Raw genomic sequence first — 15,909 nt, 5'->3', positions numbered from 1 at the left:
GACGACTGCGGGGGAACGCGGTCGTCTTTTTATATCACTGTTAAAACTTCATGTAAAGAGCATATAGTAGGAATATTGTACTTGAGTTGCGAGTTATCCCGATTTAACCATATCCCTTGCATTCCAGCTGCTGTACTACTAATTGCATCTGTCTTTAATCGATCACCAATATAATAGCAATCTTTCATTTCAAAATTCGATTGTAATACAGTTCTTTGAAAAATTTCAGGGTTTGGTTTTGATATGCCAAGTTCACTAGAAGTAAATATATATTTAAAATATTGTAGAATGTTTAGAGTAGTTAACTTTTCGACTTGTTGCTCATAGTCACCATTGCTAATGATACCTAATGTGTGCCCTTCTTGCTGCAAGGCGTGTAATGTATAGTGTACATCTTCAAACGCCGTCCAGTTGTTCTTATATAGTTTTATATATTGATTGAATTTGTGCTGAGATTCTTCGGGTGATAAGTTTACTCCATATGTTTTAAATAAATGATACATTCGCATCCTTTGTTGTTCTTGAAAAGATAATTCCTTGGATAAAAATTTGTTGAAATATGCTTCTGATAATTCATGCCAGACTTCTGTCGCCTCTAATTCATTACCTGAAAAAATAGTACTATATACTTGAAAGAAATCTATAATACCGTTTCGTTCAGCAGCCTCATAATCAAGTAAAGTTCCATCAATATCAAAGAAAATCATATGATAATCTCCTTGCTAATAACTATTTAGCGTTTTCCGCAACCTCATATCCTCTTACAAACAATAGCGTCATATAAGAAATAATAAATGAAAAGATACTGTACATGCCAACCCAAAAGAAGAATTTTGGAGTAAAGGCGATAACACCTATTATTAAAAAACTAGCAAACGTTACAATCGGCATGACGTAATACGTTTTCGTCTTGCGGGTTCCAACAACAGAAACGATAAAGATAAGTAACGGACAAATTAATAAGACGAAAATCAATTCATTCATAGTTATGTCCCCTTTTCGAATGGAAGTAATCTGTTTCTCGTAAACGTTTTAAAAAAATACTCTCTTAATATAACTTCGCTAACATGTATATAATCCCTTTTGAAAGTCAGTAATAAATGCTGGATTTCACAATAAAATACGTAAGCAAGAGAAAACTTGCTTACGCTATAGAAGAAACATCGCAACGATCGTGGTGACAAGTAAACCGATAACAACCGGTAAAAAGTTTCGGCGTGCAAGTTCAAATGGATCCACTTTACAAATTGCAGCGGCAGGAATAAGTGCCCAAGGAATTAACGTCCCGCCTCCGGTCCATATGGCAGCAATTTGCCCGAGTGCTGTTAATGTAGCTGTGCCATGCCCAAGTGCTGTTCCGAAAAGATTGGCAATGGAACCAGCAAGTGATATACCAGAAAAGCCAGATCCATCTAAACCTGTTATGACACCAACGATAGTTAATGTTCCCGCCGATACATATTGATTTAAAGGAACTGTTTGAGACAAAGCGATTCCTAAGTCGTTAATGATTCCGTGCGAACCTTTCGGTAAATAGTCCCCGATAATTTTCACAAAGCCGCTATCCCCTAAATAAAAGAGTGCAGCGATTGGAATAACTGGTCCGAAAATTTTAAATCCAAATTGGAGACCTTCTATAAAATAATCGGTCGTTTTATTCAGTCCATTGCCTTTATAGGCGATGAGAGAAATGATGATAATCATAATAACAGTCGTCCCGCCGATAAGTGCAGTTGCATCGCTTCCTTGTAGTTTAAATTGAATCATGCAAAGGATATCAATGATATATACGATAGGGATACATATAGCGAGCCATTTCTTTATGTGAGGGGATAATAAAATAGTAGTTTTAGATGGTTCCGTTGATGAAACAGAGTCTTGTAACGATGGTCTTGTATGAAACTCTTTTCGTAAGAAGAAAAAAGCGACAGAAGTTGTCACAACCCCCATAACGATAACGAGTGGAACACTTGCAGAAACAACGCTAGAAACAGGAAGACCAGCAGCGTCTGCAGTTAATTTTGGTGCACCTTGTATAACGAAATCGCCGGATAAAGCAATCCCATGACCGAATAAGTTCATAGCAATTGCCACTCCAATTGGCGGAAGACCGACACGTACAGCAACCGGTAATAAAATCGCTCCCATTAAGGCAACAGCTGGAGAAGGCCAAAAGAAGAAAGAAATTGTCATCATTAAAAGGCCGATAATCCAGTAGGCGAGGGTAGGGGTACGAATCATCTTTGTAAATGGTGAAATCATCGTATCATTTATGCCGGTATGAACGAGTAAATTGCTCATGGATACGATAATGGAAATGATTAATATAGTTGGTAATAGCTCAGTAATAGCGTAAATAAAACTTTGAAAAATGCCGCTAACGGCAAGAGGGATAGAACTTGTAGCAGTTAATGCTAATAAAAAGATGAAAACGATACAAATAATCGTCGTATCCTTTCGGAAAATAAAAAAGATAATAATAGTGAGTAAACAAATAACATAGAGAGCGTGTAATAGCGTTAATTCAACTCCCATAACATTCACATCCTTAGGCAATCGTGTAGTTTATTGTATGAAAGTAGGGAAAGTATGTGAGTATAAGAAACAGAAAAAAAGTAAAATTTCATGTACTGCAATGGTAAGGATAAAAAATGGATGTTACAATACAATTAATCCTAAAAATGGAATTAAAGGAGGGCTTATGCGCAAAATAATTGGGTTTTGGGGCTTTATCCTCTCTTGTAGTCTATTAATCATTTTAAATATGTTTACAAGCAATGAATGGATCAGTATTATACCTGTTTTTGGGTTTGTACTTATACTTTTATATAACTGGGATGATATGAAACAATATAGCAAGAAAAGTATTGGAATTATGATAGGTATCATCGTTGTTTGTTCATTATTCGTAGGAGTTATTTTAATAGAGGGTCAGAAACAAATGGAGAAAATGTCTATTTTTCAAGAATGGATGTCGTCTGCAAAAAGTCTTTATATTGTAATTGTAGTAGTTATTTTTCTAAGAATTGTTATAAGCATAGCAAGTTACATATTAAAGGAGAAGTAGAATGGGGGAGTACGAATGAGAGAGAAAATAGGTTATTATGGTGTGCTCGTTTGTTTACTATTATCAGTTATTTCAGGGCAATTTTTTAAAAGTGAATGGGTACCAGTTATATTATGTATAGGAGTATTGATTTTTGCACCTATGTATCGCTGGAACGAATGGAAATCATATAGCAGAAAAAAGAAAATTGTTTTCAGCATCGAGTTTGGTATTATAATTAGCACGATTCCATTTTTGTTACTGAAGGGAAATGAAATAATAGATGGAATTGTAATGTTTCAAGGATGGTTATTTTTTGCGAAATTGTTATATTTAACATGCATTTTAATAGTGGTAGCGCTAGTCGTTAAAAAAGTAAATGAAAAGCTATTCGCTAACGAATAGAAAATGCCACCAAATAAGGTGGCATTTTCTCATTTTATTGAATGAGCTTTTTGCATCTTTTTAACTAAGCGAATTTGTCCGCGATGATTGATTTCATCTTCAAATACGTGAAACCACTTAAAGTAGTTATTTGCTGGTTTGTCATACCAAAAGTCTGTCGTTTTAAATAGCCATTCATCAGGTAACGATTGAAAAGTCTCGATCGTTTTCGAACGTACTTCTTGTAATGTGTTTATGTAAAATTCTATAGAGTTTCCTTTTATTTTCTCACGTCCAAGATCCCCTAACTCAATAGCAGGTAACCAACGTTCTAACTCAGCCTCCGTTGGTTCACGGTCTTCAAAAGTATGAATCTGGTAGTAAAATTCAATAGCGGCCATATGGTACAAAAGCATGCCAATTGAGTTTGCTTCCTCATCATATAAATAATCAAGTTCTTCAATTGTTAAACCTTCCACGGCTTGCATTGTTGTATAGCGAGCGTAATCCATCATGGAAACAAGTTTTGAAAATTCAGGCTGTAAACCATCTATTTTATCAATTACAAAGTTCAATTAAAATTCCCCCTCTTTAAACGATGACTCCAGAGAATGAATTCTATGTGCAACGAAAAACTCCTTTAAAAAAGGCTATGATTTCAACACGGAATAACAATTAGTTCCCGAGTTGATTTTGTAATCACTTCATATCCGTCTTTTGTAATGACGATATCATCTTCAATTCTACAGCCGCCCCAGTTCGGAATATAAATACCAGGTTCAACGGTAACAACCATACCTTCTTCTAAAGTAGCTTTACTTTCTTGGGATAGGCGAAGAGGTTCATGTATTTCTAACCCAAGACCATGACCAGTAGAGTGTCCAAAATATTGGCCATATCCATGCTCAGTAATGTAATCTCTCGTTATATCATCGATACTTTTCGCAGTTTCCCCAGGTTTAATCGCTTCAGTCCCGCGTTTTAATGCTTCCCGTACAACATTGTATATTTTTTTGAATTCTTCTGATGGTTCTCCAATTGCTACAGTACGTGTTATATCGGAACAATATCCGTCGTAAAGTGCACCGAAATCTAATGTAACGACGTCGCCTCGTTCGATTATTTTATTGGATGCAACTCCATGAGGAAGGGAAGAACGGACGCCAGAAGCTACGATGATTTGGAAGGAAGAGGATGTAGCCCCTTTTTTTCGCATGAAAAATTCTAACTCATCTCGTACATCATTTTCACTTATTCCTGGTTTTAGAAACGTAAGGATGTGGTGAAATGCTTCGTCCGCAATATTAGCTGCGATTTTCATTGTTTCTATTTCATGAGTGTCTTTAATAAGACGAATGTTTTCAATGATTTCACACACTTGAACCATTTCTGTATGTACATATTTTTGTAAGTTTTTATATTGTTGCAATGTCATATTATTTTCTTCAATTCCAAGTTTTTGAATGTTTAATTTTGATACTTGATTTGCAACTTCTTCCTCTAAATTTCCTTTATGCATAATAATTTCAGCATCTTTTATTTGTGATTTCGCTTGATCAACATAGCGAAAATCAGTTATAAAAACTGCTTTATCCGCAGAGAGTAAGACGACGCCAGCGCTACCTGTAAAACCAGTTGCATATTGGCGGTTTTCTTTTTTGGTAATAAGCAATCCGTCAATTTCGTAGTTTTGTAGTTGATTTTGGATTTTATTAATTTTTAAAGTCATGTTATTCCCCCTATTCACAGTATTGAATAAAGCAAAAAGTGTGCCAAGATGTATATTTGAAGAAAGTATGGTAGGGGCAACATATATTTTAGGGGAGGGGAGATAAAAATATTGATTGGAGTTGCACTTGTACGTTATTTACATGTTGTAAAAAAATTTATACAAATGTGAAATGAAACTGTCAAATTTTTTGACAATATGGAATGGATATAGCAACTAAATTGACAACATATAAAAAATGCGTTGCTTATAAGCAACGCATTTTTGTATTTACGCTTTTAATTTCATTACAGTATCAGCATCTGGTGTTACATAAACTGTTTGCTGATTGTCGTACGTAACAAAACCAAGTTTTGCACCACTCGGTTTTTTCACATGGCGTATTTTTGTGAAATCAACAGGTACAGAACTAGACTCTTTTGCTTTACTGTAATAAGCAGCAATTTTGGCAGCTTCTAGTAAAGTTTCTTCAGCAGGTTCTAAAGAACGAATGACAACGTGAGAACCAGGTATATCTTTCGTATGTAACCAAATTTCATCACGACGGGCAAATTTCGTTGTTAAATAATCATTTTGTTTATTGTTTTTACCGACGAAAATCTCTGTGCCATCACTTGCTACATATTTATCTAATACTGGTTTAGTAGGCTTTTTCTTTCCGTTTTTCGTTTTACGATTGCGCATATAACCTTCTTCAGCTAATTCCTCACGAATTTCTTCAATATCTTTTGAAGAAGCAGCTTCCATTTGTTGAAGTAAGCTATCAAAATAAAGAATTTCTTCCTTTGTTTTTTCGATTTGTTCTTCTACAACAACAACGGAATTTTTCGCTTTTTGGTACTTTTGGAAATAGCGTTGTGCATTTTCAGATGGCGTTTTTAAAGGATCTAATGCGATCTTTACAGTTCCACCATTTTCATCATAATAGTTAACGACTTCAATATCTTTATCGCCTTTTTTCAAAGCGTACATATTGGCTGTAAGTAGTTCTCCAAATAGTTGATATTTATCTGCTTTTCCAGCATCTTGTAATGTTTTTTCTAGTTTAATGAGTTTTTTCTCATTTTTATTTTTTTCGTTTTGCATAAAGCGCTCTAAATCATGAGCTTGTTGTTTTACACGGTCACGCTCTGCTTTTCCAAAAAAGAAACGGTCTAGCAATTCACTAACAGATGAGAATGTCTTGTCTTCTCCAGCTAAGTGCGCAAGAGGGAAAAGATAAAAGAATTCTTTCCCATTTGAAGTAGTCATTGTTGGTGAATATGTATGAGTTAATAATGGTTTTTGTATGGAGAAAAATGCGTCAGCTAATGCTTTTTCATTTACCATACCTGCTTTTTTCACTACTTCTTTTGCGAATAACGGTGATATTCCGGTAAAGGTTCCGACTAGCTGTTTATCCATGTTTCCAGATAGAAAGTCTAGCGGTCTAATAAATTCATCATTTGTTTCGATCTGAAGTGGGTTAATTTTATGTTGTGCTGGTGGTGCAATATATTCAGCTCCAGCGTATACAGTTCGATGTCGGTTTACTGCTAAGGAAACGTGTTTTAAGCTATCTAAAATATTGTTTGTTTTTGTGTCTACTAAAATGATGTTACTATGTCGTCCCATAATTTCAATTACTAATGTTTTTAGCGATTCATCACCAATTTCATTTCTGCTACGAACGGTAATTTGAATAATACGCTCTAAATCAATTTGTTCAATTTTTTCAATGAATCCACCTTCTAAATGCTTACGAAGAAGCATACAGAACATTGGTGGAAGTGCAGGTGAATCATAATTTTGATTTGTTAAGTGTAAACGTGCATATGTCGGATGAGCGGAAAGAATCAGTTTTTGATTTTTTCCGTTTGCTCGAATATGTAATAAAATCTCGTATTTTGAAGGTTGATATATTTTTGAAATTCTTCCCGTGTAAAGAGAATTTGCAATTTCATGTGTAATCGCTCTTGTAAATAATCCATCGAATGCCATAAATGAACACTCCTTTCTAACTAAAAGTTAATTATAGCATTTTTTTGGACGAGGCTGAATAAGCTTTCAATAGAGTATGTCTGGAATTAGGAGGTCGATAGCAGGATGAACTGGTATGGAATGCGTGCACATGAAGTGGAAGAAAGAACGAATACGAATGTGAAGGTTGGACTTACAGAGAAAGAAGCAGAAGGGCGAATAAAAAAATTTGGTACAAATGAACTAGATGAAGCAAAAAGGCCTTCTGCACTAATGGTATTTTTGGCGCAATTCAAAGATTTTATGGTGCTTGTTTTGTTTGGTGCAACAATCGTTTCGGCTTTTTTAGGGGAATACATTGATTCTATTGCGATTGTGGCAATTGTTATTATCAATGGTATTCTCGGATTTTTTCAAGAAAGAAAAGCTGAAAAGTCCTTGGAAGCTTTAAAAGAACTAGCCGCCCCACAAGTAACTGTACTGCGAAATGGAAAGTGGGTAAAGGCACCGTCTAAAGCACTCGTTTTAGGTGATGTTATTAAATTTTCTAGTGGCGATCGTATTGGAGCTGATGTACGTCTTGTTGAGGCGTCGAGTTTATATATTGAAGAATCAGCTTTAACAGGAGAGTCAGTTCCAGTGCAGAAGAAAGTAGAAGCGTTGCAAGGGCAAGATGTTTCAATTGGTGATCAAAAAAATATGGCTTTTATGGGTACGATGATTACACGAGGGTCTGGAACAGGAGTCGTTGTAGCAACGGGTATGAATACAGCGATGGGCCAAATTGCAAATATGTTGCAAAATGCAGAGCAAATGGAAACACCATTGCAAAGAAGATTAGAGCAACTTGGAAAAATATTAATTATTGTGGCTCTTATTTTGACAGCGCTTGTCGTGTTAGCTGGTGTGTATCAAGGGAATGAAGTATATCATATGTTTTTAGCTGGCGTGTCGCTAGCTGTTGCTGCTATTCCAGAAGGGTTACCAGCAATCGTTACAGTAGCTTTATCGCTTGGTGTACAGCGTATGATAAAAAAGAGAGCAATTGTAAGGAAGTTACCAGCAGTAGAAACGTTAGGCTGTGCTTCTGTCATATGCTCTGATAAAACAGGAACGATGACGCAAAACAAAATGATGGTAACACATATGTGGTCAGGTGGAGAATTGTGGAAAGTGACAGGCCAAGGGTATGAACCTAATGGCTCTTTTATGAAAGGTGAAAAAGAAATTAATCCAGCTAAGACGAAATCACTTTATCAACTACTTACATTTGGTTCGCTATGTAATAACGCAAATATTATTCAAAAGAAAAAGGCGTATGTATTAGATGGAGATCCAACTGAGGGGGCGCTTGTAGCTGCAGCAATGAAAGCGGGGATAACGCGTGAGGCGCTGAAAGGGAAATTTGAAATTATTCGTGAATTTCCGTTTGATTCAACTCGAAAAATGATGAGTGTTATTGTACGAGATCGAGAGGGGAAAAAGTTTGTCGTTACGAAGGGAGCACCAGATGTCCTTCTGCAAATGAGTCAAACGATTTTATGGGGGGATAAGCAGCAACCATTAAGTGAGTTGTATAGAAAAGAAGTACAGGCGGCTATTCATAGCTTAGGTAGTCAAGCACTTCGAACAATTGCAGTTGCTTTTAAGCCTTTAAAAGTAACAGACTCAATTGAACATGAAAGAGACGTTGAAAAAGATTTTATGTTAGTTGGAATACAAGGAATGATTGATCCGCCAAGACCAGAAGTAGAGCAGGCAGTAAAAGAGTGCAGAGAAGCTGGTATTCGAACAGTGATGATTACAGGTGATCATAAAGTGACTGCAATGGCGATTGCAGAACAATTAAGTATTTTACCACCAGGTGGACGCGTTGTTGAAGGGGTAGAACTCGCAACTATGGATGTAGAAGAATTAGAAAATGTTGTAGAAGATACGTATGTATTTGCTCGTGTATCACCAGAACATAAATTAAAAATTGTTAAGGCGTTGCAAAATAAAGGGCATATAGTGGCGATGACAGGTGATGGAGTAAACGATGCTCCGGCTATAAAAACTGCGGATATTGGGATAGCGATGGGAATTACAGGGACAGATGTTGCAAAAGAAGCTTCATCTCTCGTATTGCTGGACGATAATTTCGCTACGATAAAATCAGCAATTAAAGAAGGTAGAAATATATACGAGAACATACGTAAGTTTATTCGTTATTTATTAGCATCGAACGTTGGAGAAATTTTGGTCATGTTATTTGCCATGTTACTTGCACTACCGCTGCCGATGGTTCCAATTCAAATTTTATGGGTGAATTTAGTTACTGACGGTTTACCGGCGATGGCGTTAGGTTTGGATAAGGCCGAGGGAGACGTGATGAAGAGAACGCCGCGTCATCCGAAAGAAGGGGTATTTGCTAGAGGGCTTGCCTGGAAAATTATAAGCCGTGGCTTTCTAATAGGAGCAGTGACGTTAGTAGCATTTATTATTGCGTATAATCAACATCCAAATGAACTGAAATATGCACAAACTGTAGCGTTTGCAACATTGGTACTTGCTCAGCTGATTCATGTATTTGATTGCCGAAGTGAGCATTCTGTTTTCCACCGCAATCCGTTTGGAAATGTGTATTTAGTAGGAGCGGTTATCATTTCATTACTACTCATGCTAGTCGTTATATATTATCCACCGTTACAACCGATTTTTAGCACGATGCCAATACAAGCGAGAGATTGGTTGTTAATTGGAGGTTTATCGTCAATTCCGACCTTCTTATTAGTAGGCTCTTTATTAACAGGGAAAAAGGGGAAGAAAAAGCCAATATTATATAAGAAGGGATTAAACTTGAAATAGTCAATGATATGAAAATGTGATATAATTTACAGAAGGTAGTAGAGCCTTGTCTCTATTACCTTTTTCATTGAGTTATTTCATGGCTTGGATGTGATAAAAAATGATTTGTAGTATGACAGGATTTGGAAGGTCGAAAGTAGAGAGTGATACTTTTCAAATTACAGTAGAAATGAAATCGGTGAACCACCGTTTTCTAGAGATGAGTATTCGACTACCGAAGCAAATGACGGTATTTGAAGACAAAATTCGTAAAATAATTGCACAGCAAGTTCGCCGTGGACGTATTGAAGTGTCTATTAGTATAGCGGGTGAAGGGCTTGTTGAAAGAAAATTAAGTGTGAATTGGTCGCTTCTTGAGCAGTACCAATCAATTATGGAAGATATAAAAGGAAAATTTCAATTACAAGATTCTATTACACTCGAGCAATTAATGGCAATGCCAGAAGTAACAGCGATTGAAGAGGTAGAAAACGTAAATGAACAATTTGAGAACAGTTTATATGAGGCTGTTCGCCAAGCTGCTCATATGTTAAAAACGATGAGAGATGGCGAAGGAGAACGATTACATAAAGATATAGCGTATCGCTTACAAGAGATTCATAATTGTGTAAATGCTATTATTCCGCATGCACCAATTGTTACACAAAAATATCGTGAACGATTAGAAAATCGCTTAAAGGAATTACATAATCAAGATCTAGATGAACAAAGATTGCTAACAGAAGTTGCAATCTTTGCTGAGCGTTGTGATATTCACGAAGAGTTAGTTCGTTTGCAAAGTCATTTAGAACAATTCCGTGAAACACTGCAGATTGAAGAGCCTGTTGGAAGGAAAATGGATTTCATCGTGCAAGAGATGCATAGAGAAATTAATACGATTGGTTCTAAGGCAAATGACTTAACAATTTCAAAATATGTTGTAGAAATGAAAAATAACCTTGAAAAAATTCGTGAACAAGTACAAAATATTGAGTAGCTTTCAAAAAATATATAAAGTTATACGTGGTGGAGAAATCGGATAGACTTACTAGGAGGCGCAAACTATGGCCATGCGGTTTTTAAATATTGGATACGGAAATATTGTATCTGCTCATCGAATTATTGCTATTGTAAGTCCGGAGTCAGCTCCTATTAAACGAACAGTACAGGAAGCACGCGAACACAATGCTTTGCTTGATGCTACGTATGGGAGAAAAACAAGGGCGGTTATTGTTATGGATGATGGGCATGTTGTATTAAGTCCAATTCAGCCAGAGACGATTGCACATCGTTTGAATAATAAAGAAGATTTAAGTGAGGAAGGGTAGGTTTTACATATTTATGAGAAGTAGAAGAGGATTGCTCATCGTTCTTTCAGGACCTTCTGGGGTTGGTAAAGGAACGGTTCGAAAAGAGCTGTTTAGTCATGAGGATACACGTTTTCAGTACTCCATTTCAGTAACGACACGTAAGCCACGTGAAGGTGAAGTGGATGGTGTGGATTATTTCTTTAAAGAGAGAGAAGAATTTGAGGAAATGATTCGTAATGAAAAATTACTTGAGTGGGCTGAGTTCGTAGGTAATTATTACGGAACACCAATTGACTATGTTGAAAAAACATTACAAGAAGGAAAAGATGTATTCTTAGAAATTGAAGTGCAAGGAGCAATTCAAGTTAAGAAAGCTTTCCCAGAAGGTGTATTTATTTTCTTAGCACCTCCAAGTTTATCTGAACTAAAGAACCGAATTGTCGGTCGTGGTACAGAAACTGAAGATGTTATTGAAAATCGTTTAACGGTAGCGAAAGAAGAAATTGATATGATGGACGCTTACGACTACGTTGTAGAAAACGACCAAGTTGAACTAGCTTGTGAAAGAATTAAAGCAATTGTGGTTGGCGAACATTGCCGCCGCGAAAGAGTAGCAAAATATTATAAAGAAATGACGGAGGGTCTATAATTATGTTAAATCCATCAATTGATTCATTATTAACAAAAATCGATTCTAAATATACACTTGTAACAGTGGCTGCAAAACGTGCGCGCGAAATGCAACTTGCTAATAACTGTGTTGTAGAAAAACCAGTTTCTCATAAATGTGTAGGTAAAGCATTAGAAGAAATCGATATGGAAGCGTTAAGCTACGTACCAAGTGAAGATAAAGTAACTGAATAAGACTTTGTCTTCGACAATTTAAAACATAGACTTTATAATTTTCTATGTAACGGTAACAACCTATTTACAAGTAGGTTGTTATTTTTTTACGGTAGGGAAGAAATATTGATACTGATGAGCTGATAATCTTGTTTCAGTATTATAAGTTTGAAAAAGAAAGAGGACGAGCCATATGCTAAAAGGGAAAAAGATACTTTTATGTGTAACAGGAGGCATTGCGGTCTTTAAAGCGGCTGCGTTAACGAGTAAATTGACACAATCTGGTGCTATTGTAAAAGTAATGATGAGTGAGTCGGCAATGAAATTTGTTACACCTCTTACATTCCAAGCGCTTTCTCGCCATGATGTATATACGGATACATTCGATGAGAAAGACTCAGCTGTTATTGCTCATATCGATTTAGCAGATTGGGCAGATGTTGTACTTGTTGCACCTGCTACAGCCAATTGTATTGGAAAGTTAGCTAACGGTATTGCAGATGATATGATTACAACTACTTTGTTAGCTACTACAGCCCCAGTGTGGATTGCACCTGCTATGAATGTGCATATGTATGAAAATAAAATTGTTCAAAAAAATATGATGACGTTAAAAACGTTAGGATATACATTTATTGAGCCTGGAGAAGGTTTTTTAGCGTGTGGTTATGTAGCGAAAGGAAGATTAGAAGAACCTGAAGCGATTATCGCACGGTTAGAAGAGGCTTTTTCAGAACAAAAACCATTGCATGGAAAAAGAATATTAATAACTGCTGGTCCAACACGTGAAAAGATTGATCCAGTTCGTTTTATGACCAATTTTTCTTCTGGAAAAATGGGATATGCGATTGCGGAAGTGGCAGCGAACTTAGGCGCTGATGTTATACTCGTTTCGGGACCGACAGCATTACATCCACCATTACATGTAACTACGGTGCAAGTGGAATCTGCACAAGATATGTTAGAGGCGGTTATTCAACATTATGAAGACGTGGATGTTGTTATTAAAACAGCAGCAGTTGCAGATTATCGCCCGAAATACGTTCATGATAATAAAATGAAAAAGAAAAATGGCGATGCTGTAATTGAACTTGAGAGAACAGTAGATATTTTAAAAACGTTAGGTGAGATGAAAGACAAACAGTTACTTATCGGTTTTGCGGCTGAAACGACAAACGTAGAGGAATATGCAACGAAAAAATTACGTGAGAAAAATGCGAATATGATTGTTGCAAACGACGTAAAGGCGCAAGGAGCTGGATTTGGTACAGATACGAACATTGTAACAATGTATAGAAAAGATGGAGAAGTTATAGAGTTGCCACTTTTAACGAAGAAAGAGGTTGCTCGTGAAATATTAAAGCAAATTGAAATGATGTTAGAAGATGATCGTCTATGAAATTTGCAAGTGTAATTGTTGATGTACCTGCACGTCAGACAGATCGACCATTTGATTATATTATCCCTGAAAAATGGGAAGATATTGTCCAGACAGGCATGCGTGTAGTAGTTCCGTTTGGCCCAAGGAAATTGCAAGGTTTTATTATTGGGATTAAAGATTCGGTTGAAGTAGAAAGTAAGAAGTTAAAGACAATTCATGAAATTTTAGATGTAACACCCGTTTTAAATGAAGAGTTGTTAAAGCTAGGGTATTGGCTTACAAGTGAAACGTTATGTTATATGATTTCAGCTTTTCAAGTTATGCTTCCAACGGCGATAAAAGCAACATATAAAAAACGTCTACAACTTCGTAAACAAGAAGAAGTAGCACCTGAACTACTGTTTTTATTTCAGGACAAAGAAGCGATAGATTGGGAAGCGATTGAGACGCAGCCACAGCTATACCGCACGATTCAACAAGAAATTAAACATGGTACGATTGAAGTTGTTTATCAAGTAAAAGATAAAGTACAAAAGAAGAAACAAAGAGTCGTTCAACCGGAGTTGCCAGAAGATAAATTAGAATTAGCAGCATTTGAACTGAAAAGTAAAAAACAACAAGATGTCCTCTATTATTTTGTGGAAAATTATAAAAGTGTACCGTTGAAAGTAATAACAGAAGAGTTACAAATAACAGATGCTCCAATTAAAGCACTTGTTAAAAAGGGACTACTCTCAGAAAAGTATGTGGAAGTGTACCGAAATCCGTATGACGATGACGATTTTGAACAAACGAAACCATTCCCACTTACTGAGGAACAAAAGCAAGTTATTACACCGATTTTATCATCAATTACAAATGAAACTTACAATCCATTTTTACTATATGGTGTTACAGGAAGCGGAAAAACAGAAGTATATTTACAATCTATAGCAGCGGTGCTCGAGAAAGGAAAAGAAGCTATTGTACTTGTTCCTGAAATTGCACTAACGCCTCAGATGGTAGATCGTTTTAAAGGTAGATTTGGCTCACAAGTTGCAGTTCTTCATAGTGCGCTGTCTGTTGGAGAAAAATATGATGAATGGCGTAAGATTTTAAGAAAAGAAGTGAAAGTCGTAGTTGGTGCACGTTCAGCTGTATTTGCTCCTTTTGAAAATTTAGGGATTATTATTATTGATGAGGAACATGAATCGAGCTACAAGCAAGAAGATAATCCGAGGTATCATGCAAGGGATGTAGCTGTGTGGAGAGGACAATATCATAAATGCCCTATCGTTCTTGGTAGTGCAACACCGACGCTTGAATCGTTTGCAAGAGCGAAAAAAGGTGTGTATGAATTACTGACGATGGAAAAACGTATGAACGAACAAGCTTTACCGACAGTAGAGATTGTTGATATGCGTGAAGAACTTCGTGACGGGAATCGCTCCATGTTTTCAAAGGCACTGCATGAAAAAATAGCAGATCGGTTAGAAAAGAAAGAACAAATGGTGCTCTTTTTAAATAGAAGAGGTCATTCTACATTTGTTATGTGCCGTGATTGCGGGTATGTTGTACAATGTCCGCATTGTGATATCTCGCTGACATATCATAAAATGAATCATCGTTTAAAATGCCATTATTGCAGTTACGAAGAAAATATGCCGACTGCGTGTCCTGCTTGTCAAAGTACATACATTCGTTTCTTTGGTACAGGTACGCAAAAGGTCGAAGAAGAAATTACAAAACTATTTCCAGAGGCACGAGTCATTCGAATGGATGTAGATACGACGAGTCGTAAAGGGATGCATGAGAAATTATTAAAGGCGTTCGGGGAAGAAAAAGCAGATATATTACTTGGAACACAAATGATTGCAAAAGGGTTAGATTTTCCGAAAGTAACGCTTGTTGGTGTTTTAACTGCTGATACGATGCTTCATTTACCTGATTTCCGGGCGAGTGAAAAGACTTATCAGTTATTGACGCAAGTAAGTGGACGAGCAGGCCGACATGAATTGCCAGGGGAAGTTATCATTCAAACGTATACGCCAGAACATTATAGTATAGAGTTAGCAAAGAACCAACAATATGATGTGTTTTTTGATCAAGAAATGCAAATGAGGCGAACGAGACAATACCCACCTTATTACTATGTTGTACTTGTGACGGTATCTCATCCAGAATTATTAAAGGCAGTACAAGTGACGGAAAAAATTGCCTTGTATTTACGGACGCACTGTTCGCAGCAAACGATGGTGTTAGGACCGGTTGCTTCAGCAATTCCAAGGATAAAAGATAGATATCGTTATCAATGCATGATAAAATACAAACGGGAACCAAACTTAAAGAACGTGCTCAAAATGGTAAATGAACATTATCAAGCAGAAATGCAAAAAGAGCTACAAATCTCAATTGATTTTAATCCAACAATGTTAATGTAGCGGAGGGAAAT

15 protein-coding genes are annotated in these 15,909 nt (G+C 36.4%); 9 read left to right on the top strand and 6 right to left on the bottom strand.

All coding sequences use genetic code 11. From position 1 onward, the window contains the following. Window positions 1-29 precede the first annotated feature (29 nt). From MR070_RS00755 to MR070_RS00745, 3 genes are all read right to left on the bottom strand, one after another. Window positions 30-707: an HAD family hydrolase gene (locus tag MR070_RS00755; protein ID WP_242260376.1), complete on the bottom strand. Its 678-nt coding sequence runs from the start codon at window positions 705-707 to the stop codon at window positions 30-32. Between the two features lie 22 nt (window positions 708-729). Next, window positions 730-984, bottom strand: a complete 255-nt coding sequence (locus MR070_RS00750; protein WP_001003945.1) for a YbeF family protein — start codon at window positions 982-984, stop codon at window positions 730-732. Between the two features lie 165 nt (window positions 985-1,149). Further along, on the bottom strand, window positions 1,150-2,535 hold the full coding sequence (locus MR070_RS00745; protein WP_000537895.1) for a hypothetical protein: 1,386 nt from the start codon (window positions 2,533-2,535) through the stop codon (window positions 1,150-1,152). Window positions 2,536-2,701: 166 nt separating this feature from the next. Here MR070_RS00745 and MR070_RS00740 point away from each other — a divergent pair, with 166 nt between their 5' ends. Both MR070_RS00740 and MR070_RS00735 read left to right on the top strand, forming a co-directional pair. Further along, window positions 2,702-3,067 carry a YoqO family protein gene (locus tag MR070_RS00740; protein ID WP_001226109.1) on the top strand — a complete coding sequence of 122 codons (366 nt, stop codon included), beginning with the start codon at window positions 2,702-2,704 and terminating at the stop codon, window positions 3,065-3,067. Between the two features lie 15 nt (window positions 3,068-3,082). After that, a complete protein-coding gene (locus MR070_RS00735; RefSeq protein ID WP_001208254.1) occupies window positions 3,083-3,451 on the top strand; it encodes a YoqO family protein in 369 nt (122 codons plus the stop codon). 29 nt (window positions 3,452-3,480) lie between these two features. Here the strand turns inward: MR070_RS00735 and MR070_RS00730 are convergent, their stop codons facing one another. From MR070_RS00730 to MR070_RS00720, 3 genes are all read right to left on the bottom strand, one after another. Next, the gene (locus tag MR070_RS00730) at window positions 3,481-4,005 is read right to left on the bottom strand and encodes a DinB family protein (RefSeq protein ID WP_001012034.1); all 525 of its coding nucleotides are present in this window, start codon (window positions 4,003-4,005) and stop codon (window positions 3,481-3,483) included. A gap of 83 nt (window positions 4,006-4,088) precedes the next feature. After that, on the bottom strand, window positions 4,089-5,159 hold the full coding sequence (locus tag MR070_RS00725; protein WP_000172815.1) for a M24 family metallopeptidase: 1,071 nt from the start codon (window positions 5,157-5,159) through the stop codon (window positions 4,089-4,091). Between the two features lie 270 nt (window positions 5,160-5,429). Further along, window positions 5,430-7,139 carry an Rqc2 family fibronectin-binding protein gene (locus MR070_RS00720; protein WP_000863254.1) on the bottom strand — a complete coding sequence of 570 codons (1,710 nt, stop codon included), beginning with the start codon at window positions 7,137-7,139 and terminating at the stop codon, window positions 5,430-5,432. 105 nt (window positions 7,140-7,244) lie between these two features. On the opposite strand from MR070_RS00720, the gene MR070_RS00715 reads away from it, so the two are divergent. The 7 genes from MR070_RS00715 to priA all read left to right on the top strand — a co-directional run bounded on the left by MR070_RS00715 (window position 7,245) and on the right by priA (window position 15,898). Next, window positions 7,245-9,965 carry a calcium-translocating P-type ATPase, SERCA-type gene (locus MR070_RS00715; RefSeq protein ID WP_044791564.1) on the top strand — a complete coding sequence of 907 codons (2,721 nt, stop codon included), beginning with the start codon at window positions 7,245-7,247 and terminating at the stop codon, window positions 9,963-9,965. 100 nt (window positions 9,966-10,065) lie between these two features. After that, window positions 10,066-10,941: a YicC/YloC family endoribonuclease gene (locus MR070_RS00710; protein WP_000564125.1), complete on the top strand. Its 876-nt coding sequence runs from the start codon at window positions 10,066-10,068 to the stop codon at window positions 10,939-10,941. Between the two features lie 67 nt (window positions 10,942-11,008). Then, window positions 11,009-11,272 (top strand): extracellular matrix/biofilm regulator RemA, encoded by a 264-nt coding sequence (gene remA / locus MR070_RS00705; protein WP_001251456.1) that lies wholly within the window; start codon window positions 11,009-11,011, stop codon window positions 11,270-11,272. Window positions 11,273-11,285: 13 nt separating this feature from the next. After that, window positions 11,286-11,903, top strand: coding sequence for a guanylate kinase (gene gmk, locus MR070_RS00700; RefSeq protein WP_001257738.1), 618 nt, complete (start codon window positions 11,286-11,288; stop codon window positions 11,901-11,903). 2 nt (window positions 11,904-11,905) lie between these two features. Continuing rightward, window positions 11,906-12,118, top strand: coding sequence for a DNA-directed RNA polymerase subunit omega (rpoZ, locus tag MR070_RS00695; RefSeq protein WP_000933970.1), 213 nt, complete (start codon window positions 11,906-11,908; stop codon window positions 12,116-12,118). Window positions 12,119-12,290: 172 nt separating this feature from the next. Then, a complete protein-coding gene (gene coaBC, locus MR070_RS00690; RefSeq protein WP_000911756.1) occupies window positions 12,291-13,496 on the top strand; it encodes a bifunctional phosphopantothenoylcysteine decarboxylase/phosphopantothenate--cysteine ligase CoaBC in 1,206 nt (401 codons plus the stop codon). After that, window positions 13,493-15,898 carry a primosomal protein N' gene (gene priA, locus MR070_RS00685; protein ID WP_000666700.1) on the top strand — a complete coding sequence of 802 codons (2,406 nt, stop codon included), beginning with the start codon at window positions 13,493-13,495 and terminating at the stop codon, window positions 15,896-15,898. Before coaBC ends, priA begins: the two co-directional genes overlap by 4 nt. The last annotated feature ends 11 nt before the right edge of the window (window positions 15,899-15,909 follow it).

The sequence above is a fragment of the Bacillus cereus group sp. BfR-BA-01453 genome (assembly GCF_022662915.1).
Lineage (GTDB): Bacteria > Bacillota > Bacilli > Bacillales > Bacillaceae_G > Bacillus_A > Bacillus_A paranthracis.
Note: the sequence above shows the minus strand (reverse complement) of the source record. Positions and strands in the feature narration are given on the sequence as shown.

Excerpts from the sequence above, each read along its gene's own strand:
- MR070_RS00735 (WP_001208254.1), top strand. The coding sequence starts at position 3,083 with ATGAGAGAGAAAATAGGTTATTATGGTGTGCTCGTTTGTTTACTATTA.
- MR070_RS00755 (WP_242260376.1), bottom strand. The coding sequence starts at position 707 with ATGATTTTCTTTGATATTGATGGAACTTTACTTGATTATGAGGCTGCT.
- priA (WP_000666700.1), top strand. The coding sequence starts at position 13,493 with ATGAAATTTGCAAGTGTAATTGTTGATGTACCTGCACGTCAGACAGAT.
- MR070_RS00725 (WP_000172815.1), bottom strand. The coding sequence starts at position 5,159 with ATGACTTTAAAAATTAATAAAATCCAAAATCAACTACAAAACTACGAA.
- MR070_RS00750 (WP_001003945.1), bottom strand. The coding sequence starts at position 984 with ATGAATGAATTGATTTTCGTCTTATTAATTTGTCCGTTACTTATCTTT.
- MR070_RS00745 (WP_000537895.1), bottom strand. The coding sequence starts at position 2,535 with ATGGGAGTTGAATTAACGCTATTACACGCTCTCTATGTTATTTGTTTA.
- gmk (WP_001257738.1), top strand. The coding sequence starts at position 11,286 with ATGAGAAGTAGAAGAGGATTGCTCATCGTTCTTTCAGGACCTTCTGGG.
- MR070_RS00720 (WP_000863254.1), bottom strand. The coding sequence starts at position 7,139 with ATGGCATTCGATGGATTATTTACAAGAGCGATTACACATGAAATTGCA.
- rpoZ (WP_000933970.1), top strand. The coding sequence starts at position 11,906 with ATGTTAAATCCATCAATTGATTCATTATTAACAAAAATCGATTCTAAA.
- MR070_RS00740 (WP_001226109.1), top strand. The coding sequence starts at position 2,702 with ATGCGCAAAATAATTGGGTTTTGGGGCTTTATCCTCTCTTGTAGTCTA.
- MR070_RS00710 (WP_000564125.1), top strand. The coding sequence starts at position 10,066 with ATGATTTGTAGTATGACAGGATTTGGAAGGTCGAAAGTAGAGAGTGAT.
- MR070_RS00715 (WP_044791564.1), top strand. The coding sequence starts at position 7,245 with ATGAACTGGTATGGAATGCGTGCACATGAAGTGGAAGAAAGAACGAAT.
- remA (WP_001251456.1), top strand. The coding sequence starts at position 11,009 with ATGGCCATGCGGTTTTTAAATATTGGATACGGAAATATTGTATCTGCT.
- coaBC (WP_000911756.1), top strand. The coding sequence starts at position 12,291 with ATGCTAAAAGGGAAAAAGATACTTTTATGTGTAACAGGAGGCATTGCG.